The organism is Streptomyces sp. NPDC006365 (assembly GCF_042870755.1).
Lineage (GTDB): Bacteria > Actinomycetota > Actinomycetes > Streptomycetales > Streptomycetaceae > Streptomyces > Streptomyces xiangluensis.
The window spans coordinates 84105-98192 of the sequence record NZ_JBIAHS010000012.1 but is presented as its reverse complement, the minus strand read 5'-3'; the positions used below and the strand labels follow the sequence as shown (position 1 = coordinate 98192).

Annotated in this window: 12 protein-coding genes; 3 read left to right on the top strand and 9 right to left on the bottom strand. The window is 68.1% G+C overall.

Annotated features, from left to right (window positions below; all coding sequences use genetic code 11):
• Positions 1-31 precede the first annotated feature (31 nt).
• Both ACFYO0_RS29025 and ACFYO0_RS29020 read right to left on the bottom strand, forming a co-directional pair.
• Complete coding sequence (locus ACFYO0_RS29025; protein WP_388681854.1) at positions 32-346, bottom strand: hypothetical protein; 315 nt, start codon at positions 344-346, stop codon at positions 32-34.
• A 660-nt stretch (positions 347-1006) separates the two neighbouring features.
• The gene (locus ACFYO0_RS29020) at positions 1007-1306 is read right to left on the bottom strand and encodes a WXG100 family type VII secretion target (RefSeq protein ID WP_388681851.1); all 300 of its coding nucleotides are present in this window, start codon (positions 1304-1306) and stop codon (positions 1007-1009) included.
• 288 nt (positions 1307-1594) lie between these two features.
• Between ACFYO0_RS29020 and ACFYO0_RS29015 the strand changes: the two genes are divergently transcribed.
• A complete protein-coding gene (locus ACFYO0_RS29015) occupies positions 1595-6169 on the top strand; it encodes an FtsK/SpoIIIE domain-containing protein (RefSeq protein WP_388681849.1) in 4575 nt (1524 codons plus the stop codon).
• 66 nt (positions 6170-6235) lie between these two features.
• Here the strand turns inward: ACFYO0_RS29015 and ACFYO0_RS29010 are convergent, their stop codons facing one another.
• Entirely contained in the window at positions 6236-6661 is a 426-nt protein-coding gene (locus ACFYO0_RS29010) for a hypothetical protein (protein WP_388681846.1), read from the bottom strand.
• Between the two features lie 108 nt (positions 6662-6769).
• On the bottom strand, positions 6770-7618 hold the full coding sequence (locus ACFYO0_RS29005) for a menaquinone biosynthetic enzyme MqnA/MqnD family protein (RefSeq protein ID WP_388681843.1): 849 nt from the start codon (positions 7616-7618) through the stop codon (positions 6770-6772).
• Between the two features lie 354 nt (positions 7619-7972).
• On the opposite strand from ACFYO0_RS29005, the gene ACFYO0_RS29000 reads away from it, so the two are divergent.
• Positions 7973-8176: a cold-shock protein gene (locus ACFYO0_RS29000; protein ID WP_033319512.1), complete on the top strand. Its 204-nt coding sequence runs from the start codon at positions 7973-7975 to the stop codon at positions 8174-8176.
• A gap of 158 nt (positions 8177-8334) precedes the next feature.
• Here the strand turns inward: ACFYO0_RS29000 and ACFYO0_RS28995 are convergent, their stop codons facing one another.
• On the bottom strand, positions 8335-10236 hold the full coding sequence (locus tag ACFYO0_RS28995) for an AMP-dependent synthetase/ligase (protein ID WP_388681840.1): 1902 nt from the start codon (positions 10234-10236) through the stop codon (positions 8335-8337).
• A 340-nt stretch (positions 10237-10576) separates the two neighbouring features.
• Here ACFYO0_RS28995 and ACFYO0_RS28990 point away from each other — a divergent pair, with 340 nt between their 5' ends.
• Positions 10577-11455 carry a MaoC/PaaZ C-terminal domain-containing protein gene (locus ACFYO0_RS28990; protein WP_388681837.1) on the top strand — a complete coding sequence of 293 codons (879 nt, stop codon included), beginning with the start codon at positions 10577-10579 and terminating at the stop codon, positions 11453-11455.
• A 4-nt stretch (positions 11456-11459) separates the two neighbouring features.
• On the opposite strand, the gene ACFYO0_RS28985 is transcribed toward ACFYO0_RS28990, so the two are convergent.
• The 4 genes from ACFYO0_RS28985 to ACFYO0_RS28970 all read right to left on the bottom strand — a co-directional run bounded on the left by ACFYO0_RS28985 (position 11460) and on the right by ACFYO0_RS28970 (position 13899).
• The gene (locus ACFYO0_RS28985; protein WP_388681835.1) at positions 11460-12113 is read right to left on the bottom strand and encodes a TetR/AcrR family transcriptional regulator; all 654 of its coding nucleotides are present in this window, start codon (positions 12111-12113) and stop codon (positions 11460-11462) included.
• Between the two features lie 97 nt (positions 12114-12210).
• Positions 12211-12516, bottom strand: coding sequence for a DUF4229 domain-containing protein (locus ACFYO0_RS28980; protein WP_388681832.1), 306 nt, complete (start codon positions 12514-12516; stop codon positions 12211-12213).
• A 106-nt stretch (positions 12517-12622) separates the two neighbouring features.
• Positions 12623-13156, bottom strand: a complete 534-nt coding sequence (locus ACFYO0_RS28975) for a GNAT family N-acetyltransferase (RefSeq protein WP_388681829.1) — start codon at positions 13154-13156, stop codon at positions 12623-12625.
• A 92-nt stretch (positions 13157-13248) separates the two neighbouring features.
• The gene (locus ACFYO0_RS28970) at positions 13249-13899 is read right to left on the bottom strand and encodes a UdgX family uracil-DNA binding protein (protein ID WP_388681826.1); all 651 of its coding nucleotides are present in this window, start codon (positions 13897-13899) and stop codon (positions 13249-13251) included.
• Positions 13900-14088: the final 189 nt, after the last annotated feature.

The following is a 14088-nucleotide window of genomic DNA, read 5'->3' as shown; positions in this document are numbered from 1 at the left end:
AGAGGGTGCCAGTCCACAGGGCGAGCCATCGTCACTTCCCTCTCTTCTTTTCCTGCTTCGCCTTGTTGGCCGCTTCCGCCAGGTCCAGATCGGCCTTCTCGAAGGCCTTACGAGTCGAGCTGACCCAGCCGCCGATCTTGTCGATCTCCTCGACAAGCTCCCCCCGATGCCTGTCCCAGTTGTCGACAAATGTGGACATGGCCTTGACCATGCGTTCCGCTCCGACCGCGGCTCGAAGCTCCTGCTTCCAGTCCTCAATCCCCTCGAACTCGCCCTGGATAAAGCGGAGTTGCTTCTCCGTCGCCTTCAACAGCGTGATGTCGACCGTCAGGTCTGAATTACCCACCGGTATCCCCGTTCACAGAATCGGCCAGCCCTCCGGGCTCACCTGGCACAACACCGCGAAACTATCATCGCCACAATGGGCCACCTGAAGAAGTTCACGTATCACACACACGCACACTTCGCTGGACCCGCACAGGCAGGAGCAGGGCGTTTCAAGCTGAACCACCCCACGCCTCGTTTTGTATCGACGATGCAACACCAAGCGAGTCAAATCGAATCATTCCGCCATAAAAACTCGGACAGTTCATCGGCCGCATCCTTCTGTTCTCCCGGCGGAACGATCACGTGCGAGTCACAGGGGGCAACGACCGAAAGAGGCTTGCGCGCGACACGGGCACGGGCTGTCGGAACAGATTGAGCGAGTGACCTAGCGTCACCTGAGACAGACGCATGTCCGTTCTGCCTGACGCTCTACCTCCCCGCCGAGCGGATGCACAGAACGCCCACCCCGCGGTCTCCGAGCCGCTGAGCGCTCTCCGACGGAGAACGTCGAGCCCGGGGCCGTTCTCATGGATCTCGCCCGTGACGCCGAGGACACCTCAGCCCGGGAATTCGACGGAACGGCGGCATTCCGTGAGGCAGGCTCAAAGAGACAGAAAGAAGAACGGTGTGGCAGACACTCGGCCCGCCACACCGTCACACCAAAGAAGTCAGCTGCGCATCACTTCTTGGCCGACCGCGCCAGTTCCTCATCAATCTGCTCGAACTTGTCCGCAGCCATGGTCAGGTAGTCACCCATGCCGTCCAGGCCGTCCATGGTGTCCTTGGCCCCGCGGACGAACTCGTCGAAGTTCTCGTCGAAGGCCTTCGACGAGCTCTTGGTGACGTAGCCGCTCTCGACCAGGTTCGCGATGTACTTCCGCAAGCCGTCGAGCTTCTCCTGGACCCTTTCCTTCTCCTTCACGACATGCTTGGCCGCATCCCGCATGTCCTGGTATGTGATGTCAAGGTCCTTGGCCATACAGCCACTCCCTAGTCAACTCGCCGCAGGGCCAACCCCCGTGGCACCTCTTGATGCGGATTGTGCGATCGGTGCGATCTTCCGCTCTTGAGCCAGCAGCTTACGGGTGGGGCCCATGAGGACACATCCCCGTCCCCGAACAATCGGCCGTGAACTGGTGCACAGGGCGTTGCCAATGGGAAGGCGCAGGAGGCGGCCCGTTGCCCTCCAGTGATAGTGAGCCGATATCGTCGCTCCCACTGTGGCCCGCGTTGCGGAAGCGGCCACAGGGCCGTGGGGAGGACAAGCGTGCGCCTGACTCTGACCGTTGTCGATCCATTCGGCGGTGAAACCGCCGACGTCGTGCTCGATGCGGATCCTGAGTCCACTGTCGGGGACATCGCTCAGGAACTGGCGCGGCAAGTAGGGCACAGCGGTGCCCAAGTCATCCCGCTCGGGCAGCATCAGGCTCCCAGGAACGGCGCGCCCATGTTGTACGTGGACGGCTACGCCCTGGACCCCAGCACCACCGCCGTCGGCTCACCTCTGCGGGAGGGAGCCGTCGTCAGCCTCCAGGACCCCGCCGGCTGTCTGCCGGGCGAGCCCACCGGGCTGGTCGAACTGCGGGTGGTGGGCGGGCCCGTGGCAGGTGCCGTGCACCGGCTCGGGATCGGGCGGTACGACATCGGAAGCGGATCGGTGTCGTACATACGGATCGACGACCCAGAACTCGACGCCCGCGCGCTCACGTTGTCAGTTGCAACCGATGGCACTTGCCAAGTCGCCGTGCATGGGGGCAAGGAGGGCGTCACCCTCGACGGAGCGGAACTCGAAGGCGACGAGTGGCCTCTTGGCGGGCAGATCGCCGTGGGAAACACCCTGCTGGAACTGACCCGGTACTCCCCGCCGGACGCCGCCCTCAAATGGTCCGAGGACGGCATAGGCCTCGACTACAACCGGCCGCCGCGGCTGCGTCCTCCGGACCGGCAGACCAAATTCCGGCTGCCGTCGCCGCCCCGGGACTTCGAAGCAAGGCCGCTGCCCTGGCTCATGGCGCTGACTCCGCTCGTCGGCGCGGTCGTTGCGGTGGCCATCTTCGGTCGCTGGTACTACCTGATCATGGCGGTCCTGAGCCCGCTCATACTCTTCGGCAACTACTTCATGGACAAAAAGCATGGGAGGAAGTCCCATGCGAAGCAGGTCAAGGAGTACAAGGAACACAAGCAGCGCATCGAGAAGGACGCACAGGAAGCCCTCGTCACCGAGCGCCTCGACCGGCGACACGCCATTCCCGACCCCGCCACGATTCTCTCCCTCGGCACTGGTCCGCGTACCCGGTTGTGGGAGCGGCGGCGCACCGACCGCGACCATCTGCTGGTGCGCGTGGGCACAGGGCAGCTTCCGTCGGAGGTCGTACTGGACGACCCCGAGCAGGACGAGCATCGTCGGCAGGTCACCTGGAAGATCGAGGACGCACCCGTCGCGCTGTCGCTGCGCTCCCTCGGGGTCATCGGCATGGCGGGACCGGGCGACTCGGCCCGTGCGCTCGGCCGTTGGGCAGTGGCGCAGACCGCGGCCCTGCACAGCCCGATGGATGTGCAGTTCTACGTTCTGAGTGAGAACACCGCTCAGGACAGCTGGGACTGGGTGCGCTGGCTGCCGCACGCGCGGCCTTCCGGCGGCCAGGACATCAATCTGCTGATCGGCACCGACGCCGAAACCGTCGGTGCTCGCATCGGTGAACTGACGCAGATCCTCGACGCGCGTACTAAGGCGGCGCAGGAGAACCGTGGACAGGCCTCGTCCTTCAGTGACCCGGACATCGTCGTCATCTGGGACGGTTCCCGCCGGCTGCGGTCTCTGCCAGGAGTAGTGCGGCTGCTGCGCGAGGGTCCGAGCGTGTCGATGTACGCGCTGTGTCTCGACGCCGAGGAGCGGTTCCTGCCAGGCGAGTGCCAGGCCATGGTCATCGCCGAGCCGAAGCCGCAGGAGCCCGGCGAGGCGAACAGCCAGGCAACGGACGCGGATCAGCAGCCCCAAGGCGGCATCCCCCGGCCGGCCGCCGGAAATTTCCCTTCCATGCAGGCCTGGCACACGGCCGGGAACCAACCCTCCGGACGCGACGGAACCGACAAGCTGCGGCTGCGAGTCGAGGAGGCTGGGACCGAACGGGTCGCCCAGGTGCGCCCCGACTTCGTCTCAGCCGCCTGGTGCCTCCGCCTGGCCCGCTCGCTGTCGCCGCTGCGCGACATCAGCGGCGAGACGGAGGACTCCGCGCTTCCCGCCTCCAGCCGCCTGCTCGACGTACTGCAGCTGGAGCCGCCCACGAGCGATGCCATCACCGCGCGCTGGCGTATGGGCGGCCAGTCGACGTTGGCGGTCATCGGTGAGTCGTACGACGGGCCGTTCGGCATCGACATGCGCAAGGACGGGCCGCACGGTCTGATCGCCGGTACGACCGGTTCGGGTAAATCGGAGCTGTTGCAGACCATCGTGGCCGCGCTCGCGGTTGCCAACACCCCCGAGAACATGACGTTCGTGCTCGTCGACTACAAAGGTGGCTCGGCGTTCAAGGACTGCGTGAAGCTGCCGCACACGGTCGGTATGGTCACCGACCTCGACGCACACCTCGTCGAGAGGGCCCTGGAATCGCTCGGCGCCGAACTGAAGCGGCGTGAGCACATCCTCGCCGCCGCCGACGCCAAGGACATCGAGGACTATCAAGACCTCGTACGACGCGATCCCTCGCACCCTCCCGTGCCCCGACTGCTCATCGTCATCGACGAGTTCGCATCGATGGTGCGCGACCTGCCCGACTTCGTGACAGGTCTCGTCAACATCGCCCAGCGAGGCCGTTCGCTCGGCATCCACCTGCTCCTGGCCACGCAGCGGCCGAGCGGCGTGGTGTCCCCCGAGATCCGCGCCAACACGAACCTCCGTATCGCGTTGCGTGTGACGGACGGCGGCGAGTCCACCGATGTCATCGACTCCCCCGAAGCCGGGCACATCTCGAAGGGCACCCCGGGTCGTGCCTACGTGCGGCTCGGGCATGCCTCGCTGGTCCCCTTCCAGTCGGGACGCGTCGGTGGGCGCCGCCCCGGAGCCGCGGACCCGCAGCTCCTCGCCCCCTGGGCGGGCGCACTCACCTGGGAGGATCTGGGTCGTACCGCGCTGGTGAAGCCGAAGGCCGAGGCGCGGGAAGAAGAAGAGATCACCGATCTGAAGGTCCTGGTCGACGCGGTACGCGACGCCAACCAGGCACTGGGCATTCCGGCCCAGCACAGCCCCTGGCTGCCCGCGCTCTCCGAGACGCTGCTGCTCGACGAGATCCCGACGCCGCAGGTGGCGGAAACCCCGGGCGCGCTGCCGCCTGCTCCGTACGGCGTCGAGGACCTGCCGGCCGCCCAGGCGCGCCGCCCGGTCGCCGTGGACTTCTCCGCCTTCGGGCATCTGATGATCGGTGGGGCGCCGCGTAGTGGCCGCTCCCAGATCCTGCGGACCATCGCGGGCTCCCTGGCCCGCACGCACTCGTGTGCCGACGTCCACCTCTACGGCATCGACTGCGGCAACGGTGCGCTCAACGCACTGACCCGCCTGCCGCACTGCGGCGCGGTCGTCGGGCGCAACCAGACCGAGCGCGTGGTCAGGCTGGTCAACCGCCTCAAGGGCGAACTCTCCCGACGCCAAGACCTGTTGGCCGAGAGCGGATTCGCGGACATCGGAGAACAGCGGGCCGCAGCTGCCGAGGACGAGCGACTGCCGCACATCGTCATCCTGCTGGACCGCTGGGAGGGCTGGATTCCCACACTCGGCGAGATCGACCACGGCTCGCTCACAGACGAGCTCACCACGATGATGCGCGAGGGCGCGAGTGTCGGCATCCACCTGGTGCTGACGGGCGACCGCACGCTGCTGGTCGGCCGTATCGCGACCCTGACCGAGGACAAGTACGGGCTGCGGCTGGCTGATCGCAGCGACTTCTCGACGCTCGGCATCCCGACCCGCAAGGTGCCGGAGGAGATTCCTCCGGGCCGCGGCTTCAAGAACGAGTCCGGTACGGAGACACAGTTCGCTCTGCTCTCCGAGGACACCACCGGTCAGGGCCAGGCCGCAGCCCTCACGGCGATCGGCGAGGCAGCGGCGGAGCGGGACGCCGGAGTACCGCGTGCCAGGCGCCCGTTCCGTGTCGACAGCCTGCCGAGCCGGATCTCCTTCGGCGACGCCTGGGAACTCCGCGACCCCGACGCTTCCCGTTCCAAGCTGTGGGCAATGGTGGGCATCGGAGGTGACGAGATCGTCGGATTCGGCCCGGACCTCGCCCAGGGTGTGCCGGCGTTCGTCATCGCAGGTCCCGCCAAGTCGGGCCGCTCGACGGCGTTGATGAACCTCGCGCAGTCGTATCTGGCTCAGGGAGTACGTCTCGTCATCGCCACTCCACGCCAGTCACCGCTGCGCCAACTAGACGGCGCCGATGGCGTGTTGAAGGTGTACACCGGCGACGACATCGACGAGGACGACTTCGAGGAGATCATCGAGTCGGCGTCCATGGACGAACCGATCGCCGTACTTGTCGACGACGGCGAAATCCTCGAGGACTGCGACGCCGGGCCTCAGATGAAGCGGATCGTCCAGCGCGGCGCCGAACGGGGACTGGCGCTTGTCATCGGGGGTGACGAGGAGGACGTCTGCAGCGGCTTCTCAGGCTGGCAGGTCGACGCGAAGAAGAGCCGCCGCGGCCTCCTCCTCTCCCCCCAGGAATCGTCGAGCGGCGACCTCATCGGCCTACGAATGTCACGCAGCATGGTCGGCGGCCAGATAGCCCCGGGCAAAGGCCTCCTGCATCTCGGCGACGGAGAACTTCGCACGGTTGTCATTCCAGGGTGAGGAAAACGAGCGGACGGGCCCTGGCATTCCGCAAGGGCCCGTCCGTGAAACTGCCTGCGAAACGACCTAGTAGTAGTCGTTGTAGGCCTTGCCGCTGTAGCACGTCGCGAGCGGGCTGGAGCCCTTGACGTTCTCGACCTGGACGCGCGCGCTGACGATGCCACTCGCGTGCGTGGCGGTCGTCGTCCAGGTCTTGTTCGAACCGTTGCCGTCGTGGAGTTCGCGCCAGCCATAGCTGTAGCGGTTGCCTGCACCGGTGGTGATGTCGAGCCGGATGCGCACCCAGGCGCCGTCCTTCTCGGTGTCGGCCAGGATCAGCGCGACATCCATGGTCTTCTTGCTCGTCCAGTTCCACTGCATGCCACCGGACGCCCCGCCGTCCGACGTTGAGCAGCTCTTGAGCTGGGCTGCCGCCGAAGCGGACGGCGCCCCCGTCATGACAAGTCCGGCAGTTGCCGCGGCAGCCAGGAGCGCGACGCTGTAACGACGCACGTATCCCTCCCTAGGGTCGATCAACGGGGTGACTTTAGCCCAACAAGGGTTCGAAACAAGGGATTTGGGCGCGCCGGTACGCTGCCGCCAGCGTGCACTTTCGCCGTCCTACGGCTCCAGCAGAGCCACCTTCACATCCGCCGGGAAGCCGGTCGTCGGGCCGACCCGGCGGGCGAACTCCGTGACGGCCTCCAACTGCGGCGCGCCGAAACGGAAGTCGAGCGTCGTGAAGTAGTTCTCCAGAACTCTCTCGTCGAAGGCCTCCCAGCGCGCCGCCTGCTCGGCGACCTTGCCGACCTCTTCCAGCGACAGGTCCCTGGACGCGAGGAAGGCCTCGTGGACCTTGCGCGTGAGGACCGGCTCGCGCTCCAGGTACTCGCGGCGCGCGGCCCAGACCGCGAAGACGAACGGCAGGCCCGTCCACTCCTTCCACAGCGCGCCCAGGTCGTGCACGGCGAGCCCGTACTGCGGTCCGTCGAGCAGGTTGGCGCGCAGCGCCGCGTCACCGATGAGTACGGCGGCCTCGGCCTCCCGCATCATCAGGGCGAGGTCGGGCGGGCAGGTGTAGTACGAGGGCTGTACGCCGAACCGCTCGGCCAGCAGCAGCTCCGCGAGCCGTACCGACGTGCGCGAGGTCGAGCCGAGGGCGACTCTGGCGCCGTCCAGGTCCTCCAGCGGGACCTGGGAGACGATCACGCAGGACATCACCGGGCCGTCGCAGCCGACCGCGATGTCGGGGAAGGCGACCAGTTCGTCGGCGTGCTTGAGGAACTCGACGAGCGTGATGGGCCCGATGTCGAGATCGCCGCGCACGAGCTGCTCGCTGAGCTGTTCCGGGGTGTCCTTGGTGAGCTCGAAGTCGAGAAGCGTCCCTGTACGAGCGAGCCCCCAGTACAGGGGCAGGCAGTTCAGGAACTGGATGTGGCCGACGCGCGGCCGGGTGCGAGAATTGTCCACATCGCGAGGCTAGACCCTTTGGGGTACGGTGCAGGCTTCGGGTCCCGGAGTGGTGGGAGCCATTCCGGAAACCGGCTGCGCCTCTTGTGTCAACCCCTGTGCCACCCACTCGCCGCCCTTACGTCAACCCCTCGGGGGAGCTACTCAAACCTTTGGGTGACGTGATCTTGACCTCTATTGCATTCGGCTGCCTGCGTGCTAGGCTCGGCCGCAAGTTGCAGTTTGGTTTCCCTTGCAGTACAGAGCCTGCGGAGCGCATGTGACCGCGGGCTCTCGTCGTTTTCAGACGAATGCAGTTGTTTACACAATCGCTGGTTCTGGAGCAGGGCAACCCTTTGGGCCCAAGGAGGGCTTATGGCTACCGGAACCGTGAAGTGGTTCAACGCCGAAAAGGGCTTTGGCTTCATCGCCCAAGAAGGCGGAGGCCCCGACGTCTTCGTCCACTACTCCGCGATCAACGCGAGCGGCTTCCGCTCCCTCGAAGAGAACCAGGCGGTTACCTTCGACGTCACCCAGGGTCCGAAGGGCCCGCAGGCGGAGAACGTCACCCCTGTCTGATCCTTCGGCTTCTGGAGCGAACGCTCTGATGCTCTGATCTCCGGAACGAGTGCAGTACCCAAGGAGCCCCTCCACCATTTGGTGGCGGGGCTCCTGCCTTTTGCCTCCGGCGGGCGCCCCGAAAAAGGCTGCGCCTTCCCGCGCCCCCTTGTGGGCCCCTACCGCTCGTACAACGCCTCGATCTCCGCCGCGAAGTCTCGCTCGATCGCATCCCGCCGGAGCTTCATCGTCGGAGTCAGATGCCCGGCCTCCTCGCTGAAACGGCCCGGCAGGATGGTGAAGCGGCGGATTGATTCCGGGCGGGACACCAGCTTGTTGGCCTCGTGGATTGCTCGTTTCAGGATGGTGTTCAGCTCCTCGTCGTCGACGAGGAGTTCGGCGGGTACCGCGTGTTTGCGGTTCATCTGGCGCCAGTGGGTGATGCCGTCGGGGTCGAGGGTGATCAGGGCGCTGACGTACGGGCGGCCGTCGCCCACGACCATGACCTGGGCGATCAGGGGGTGGGAGCGGAGCCAGTCCTCCAGGGGGGCCGGGGCCACGCTCTTGCCGCCGGCCGTGATCAGGATTTCCTTCTTGCGGCCGGTGATCGTGAGGTAGCCCTCGTCGTCCAGAACGCCGATGTCGCCGGTCGCGAACCAGCCGTCGGGGGCGGCGGGGACGACGCCGCCCGCGTACGGGTCCCAGTAGCCGCGGAAGACATGGCTGCCGCTCAGCAGGATCTCCCCGTCCGCGGCGATACGGACCCGGGTGCCGGGCAGGGGCCAGCCCACCGTGCCGAGGCGGGGTTTGAGCGGCGGGGTGACAGTGGCCGCCGCCGTCGACTCGGTGAGGCCGTAACCCTCGAAGATCTCTATGCCCGCGCCGGCGAAGAACGCCGCCATGTCGCGGCTGAGCGGGGAGCCGCCGCAGATCGCGTAGCGGACCCGGCCGCCCAGGGCGCCCCGGATACGGCGGTAGACGAGCGGGTCGTAGAGGGAGCGGGCCGCGCGCAGGGAGCGGCTCGGGCCGGAGCCCGTGCCGTGCTGCTCGGCCTCGACCGCCACGCCGTACGCGCGGGCGAGGCGGGCCGCGCGGTCGAAGGACGAGGCACGGCCCATGCGCTCGGCGGTCGCGCGGCCCGTGTTGAAGACCTTCTCCAGGACGTACGGGATGGCCACGAGGAACGTCGGCTTGAACGAGGCCAGGTCGGTGAGCAGCTCCTCGGAACCGATGCCCGGGGCGTGCCCCAGCCGCACGCGGGCGCGCAGGCAGCCGACCGCGATCATGCGGCCGAAGACGTGGGAGAGGGGGAGGAAGAGGAGGGTGGCCGCCGGTTCGTCGGTGAGGGACCTGAAGGCGGGGTAGAGGAGTTCGATGGCGTTGTCGACCTCGGCGAAGAAGTTGCCGTGGGACAGTGCGCAGCCCTTGGGGCGTCCGGTCGTACCCGAGGTGTAGATGATCGTGGCGAGGGTGCCCGGCCCCAACATCCCGCGGCGTACGGCGACTTCCGAGTCCGGCACGTTCCGGCCCGACTCGGCGAGCCGCTCCACGTGCCCCTTCTCGAAGACCCACACATGGCGCAGATCCGGGATCCTCTCGCGCTCCGGGCCCAGCGCGGCGGCCTGCGCGACGCTCTCGACAGCGAGCGCGACGGCCCCGGAGTCCTGGAGGATCCAGCGGGTCTGGAAGATGGACGAGGTCGGGTAGATCGGCACGGTCACCAGGCCGGCGGCCCAGGCCGCGAAATCCAGCAACGTCCACTCGTACGTCGTACGCGCCATGATGGCGATCCGGTCGCCCGGCACCAGCCCCTCGGCGATCAATCCCTTGGCCAGCGCGAGCACTTCGTCCGCGAACGCGTTCGCCGTCACGTCCACCCAGTCGCCGTCCGGCCCCTTGCGGCTGAGTACGACGTCGGCGGGGGCCTCGCTCGCGTTGTCAAACGGGATGTCCGCGAGGGATCCATGCGTGACCGGCGCGACGAGTGGCGGCACGGCCGCCTCCCGTACGACACCGTCCAGCCGCTTGAGGTCCGGCTCGACGAGCGCGGGGGCGGGGATGGAGGACTTCCTGGCGGACATGGGGCGGCTCCTTGTCGTCATGCCTGGCGGTCCCTCCAGGGGTCCCCATGGGTGCTACGGGGCTGATCTACCCGGTGTTCAGTGGGAGTCGGGCCATCAACATACGCATTACGACGTACGCGGGTGTCGTCGACGAACCGTCTTCACCAGCGACGACGCCACCCTCCACAACATTCACAGGCGCTGAGGTGCGTCTCGACCGCTTACTGACTTCTGAGTAATCTTACTCTGGAGTAAGAATCGCGATCAGATCCGCGATCAGATCCACGACCGGATCCACGACTGCGCCGATCGAGCTGGGAGTTCTTGGACGATGGCCGACCACTGCTCCATGCGCCGCATGCACACCCGGACTCTCGCCGCCTCCCCAGCCCTCGCCCCGCTCCTCACCCGCGGCGCCCTCGCCTCCCCCTTCAAGCGACCCCGGCCCGGCAGCACGCCCGAGGCGCCCCCAACTCACCTCGTACTCCCCGGCGTTCGCATCGACCTCGCCAAGCTCGCCGCGTACGAGCGCGTCTGCGGGTACGGCGTGGGCGCCGACGCGCTGCCCGTGACGTATCCGCATGTACTGGGGTTTCCGCTGGCCATGCGGCTGATGAGTGCGCGGGCGTTTCCGTTGCCGTTGCTCGGGCTTGTGCACACGGCCGTCGAGATCGTCCAGCGGAAGGCGCTTCCAGCCACGGGGGAGTACGAACTCCATGCCTGCGTCGAGGGGTTGGCGCCCCACCGGCGAGGGACCGAGGCGACCCTCGTCACCGAGGTCCGGGCCGGCGGCAGCCTCGTATGGGAGTCGAGGAGTACGTATCTCGCCCGGCATCGGACCGAGCTGACCGAGGCTCCGCGGAGCAAGGCCCACGCCGGGTCGCCGCCGGGCGAGGCCCGCAAACCCCCACCCCTTCCCGCCATCGCCGAGTGGCGGCTGGGCGGGGATCTCGGGCGGCGTTACGGGGCGGCGTCCGGAGACCGGAACCCGATCCACCTGCATCCGCTCACGGCCCGGCTCTTCGGCTTCCGGAGGCCCATCGCGCACGGCATGTGGACGGTGGCCCGCTGCCTCGCGGAGCACGGCGTTCCCGAAGCCGCGCACATCAAGGCCGAGTTCAGGGCGCCGGTGCTGCTGCCGGGGACGGTGACGTACGCGGCGAAGGGGGGCGCCTTCGAGCTGCGAGGGGGCGGGGAACGCGTGCACGTCACGGGTGAGGTACGCCCGCCGGCGTGACGCGTTACGGCTTCGGGGGTGCCCAGGCCCGCCCATCCATCAGGTTCCCGAGTCCCGCCCAGGCGAAGTTCATCAGCGTCGCCGCCGCCTGCTTGGCCGAGACGCCGGGCGTGGTGTTGGCCCAGGCCGCAAGGGACTCGGCTGCTCCGACCAGGGCCTCGGCGAGGCCGGCGACCTCGTGCTCGGCACGCTCGGCCGGCGACGGATCCCGGTGGGCCTCACGGGCGGCCACCGCTATCAACTGCGTGACGAACGCGACGAGTTCCTCCCGCATCGCGGTGACCTCGGCGGCGAACGGCTCGCCGTGCGTACGCGCCTGGAGGTGCAGCACCGCCCAGCCGTCGGGGTTCTGCGCGGTGTGCGTGAAGAACGCCCGCAGCCCTTCCCAGAGTTGGCGGTCGGCGGGCAGACCGGGGTGGACTCCCGCGCGTACGGCGGCCGTCAGGGCAGCGGCCTCGCGGCGGATGCAGGCCGTGAAGAGGTCTTCCTTGGAGTTCAGGTACAGGTACACCAGCGGCTTGGACACGCCCGCCAGATCGGCGATCTCGTCCATCGAAGCGGCCCGGTAACCCCGCTGCCCGAAGGTCCGCACCGCGGCGTCCAGCATCTGCTGTTCACGCACGGCACGCGGCATCCGCTTGTTCTTCACAGCACCCATATGGCTTAGCCTACGGTTCTCCGCCACCCGAGGGCGCCCACGGTGTCGCCGTCAGTGACGAACGCTGTGTTACGAAAGCTGGGTTACGAAGGCCGGGTCACGAAGGCTGGCCCTGTGCCCCACCGCGCGCCGCGTCGTCCGCGGTGTCCTCCTGGGAACGGCTGCGCTCCAGGTTGGCCTTGGTCCGGTCCACCCGCTCGACGATCTTCGCGGAGGCACGGTCGCGTTCCTTGCGCAGGACCACGAAGCTGATCGGGGCCGAGAGCACGAGGGCGAGCAGGACGATCCACATGCCGTTGGAGTCGCCGAGGCCGCGCGGGGCGACGCCGGAGTAGACGAGACCCCAGACGACCACGAGGCAGCCCGCGAAGATTCCGAGGCGCATCAGCGTGTAGCGGAGCATCTCAATCCACTCTTCCCGTTCGAACGTTCCCAAAGGGCACCCTCCAGTCAAGCATGTCCTGCCCGTGAGCTCGCAGGGGGGCTTCCATGGCCGCAGGCGAGTGGCCTCAGGCCAGGCGGGTGAGCGGCAGCAGCATGGTGATGTCGTCGCGGTCGTCGCCGGGTGCGACGCGGATCGCGTCGGGTACGCGGCCGACCTCCTTGTAGCCGCAGGAGGCGTAGAACCGTTCGAGCCCCAGTCCGCCGCGGCAGGTGAGCCGTATCGCCTCGATGCCCTCGAAGCCGACGGCCGCCTCCGCGGCGGCTGCTAGCAGGTCACGCCCGTAGCCCTTGCCCTGGTGCTTCGGGTGCACCATCACCGTGTAGAGCCACACCCAGTGCGTCATCAGCCGGTGCGTGTTGAAGGCGAAGAAGCCGGTCGCGGCGACGGCACCCTCCTCGTCCCGGCCGACCAGCAGCCGCATACGGCCCTCGCTCATCGCGGCGAGGTGCTTGACGAGTTCCGGGCGGATCGCGTCCGCGGTCACGGGCGGTACGAAGCCGACGGCTCCGCCTGCGTTGGTCACGTCGGCCCAGAGGTCGAGGAGGCCGTCGCGCAGGGCGGGGTCCACGGAGGGGTCGAGGGTGAACGTAAGGGGCATGCGGCGAGGCTACCTATTACGACGTACGGGGCTCAAGCGCATTCGGAGGCCCGACGAGCTGTCGGTCCGGCCCACTCTCCGCTCGGCCACGCTCAGTCCAGCGCCCGTGCCGCCACCTTCAGGTCGGAGACCAGCCCCTGGTACACCGCCTCCCGGTCGTCGGCGCGCAGGGCGGCGGACGGGTGGATGGTGGCGACCACGCGGGTCTGGCGGCCGTGGATCTCCTCCTCCAGGAGCATTCCGCGCTGCTGGGTGACGCGGAACGAGGAACCGAGCAGGGCCTTGCCCGCCGTGGCGCCGAGTATGACGATCAACTCCGGGTCCACCACGGCCAGTTCGGCGGCAAGCCAGGGGCCGCAGGCGGTCATCTCGCGCAGGCTGGGCGCCTTGTGGATACGGCGCTTGCCGGGACCGGAGGAGGTGAACTTGAAGTGTTTGACGGTGTTCGTGACGTACGTCTGGCCGGGGTCGATGCCCGCCTCGGCCAGAGCCCGGTCGAGCAGGCGGCCCGCGGGGCCGACGAACGGTTTCCCCTGCCGGTCCTCCTGGTCTCCCGGCTGTTCCCCGACGATCAGCACTCGGGCGTCGGTGTCGCCGTTGCCGAACACGGTCTGCGTGGCGTCCCGGTGCAGGGGGCAGCCACGGCACTCGGCGGCGGCCTTGCGCAGGGCGGGCAGGCCGCCGTGCTCCGGCACGAACGGCTCCGCCGTGTACGCGTCCTCGGGGGCCTTGGTGCTGACCATGCGCTTCGAGTACCCGTGCCGGGCGGGGGCACACGGATTCCTCCCCCACCCCGCCCCTTCCCGTAACCAGGGGCGCTGCCCCTGGGCCCCGCTGGGGGCTCCGCCCCCAGACCCCCGATCGGCCTGAAGGGCCTCGTCCTCAAACGCCGGACGGGCTGATTTGTTGCCGGCGCCCGCAACACGAGCACC

Bases quoted from the DNA above. Each gene is read 5' to 3' on its own strand.
- ACFYO0_RS28970 (WP_388681826.1), bottom strand. From the start codon at position 13,899: ATGGTCAGCACCAAGGCCCCCGAGGACGCGTACACGGCGGAGCCGTTC.
- ACFYO0_RS28985 (WP_388681835.1), bottom strand. From the start codon at position 12,113: ATGGGTGCTGTGAAGAACAAGCGGATGCCGCGTGCCGTGCGTGAACAG.
- ACFYO0_RS28975 (WP_388681829.1), bottom strand. From the start codon at position 13,156: ATGCCCCTTACGTTCACCCTCGACCCCTCCGTGGACCCCGCCCTGCGC.
- ACFYO0_RS28990 (WP_388681837.1), top strand. From the start codon at position 10,577: ATGCACACCCGGACTCTCGCCGCCTCCCCAGCCCTCGCCCCGCTCCTC.
- ACFYO0_RS28995 (WP_388681840.1), bottom strand. From the start codon at position 10,236: ATGTCCGCCAGGAAGTCCTCCATCCCCGCCCCCGCGCTCGTCGAGCCG.
- ACFYO0_RS28980 (WP_388681832.1), bottom strand. From the start codon at position 12,516: ATGCTCCGCTACACGCTGATGCGCCTCGGAATCTTCGCGGGCTGCCTC.
- ACFYO0_RS29000 (WP_033319512.1), top strand. From the start codon at position 7,973: ATGGCTACCGGAACCGTGAAGTGGTTCAACGCCGAAAAGGGCTTTGGC.
- ACFYO0_RS29020 (WP_388681851.1), bottom strand. From the start codon at position 1,306: ATGGCCAAGGACCTTGACATCACATACCAGGACATGCGGGATGCGGCC.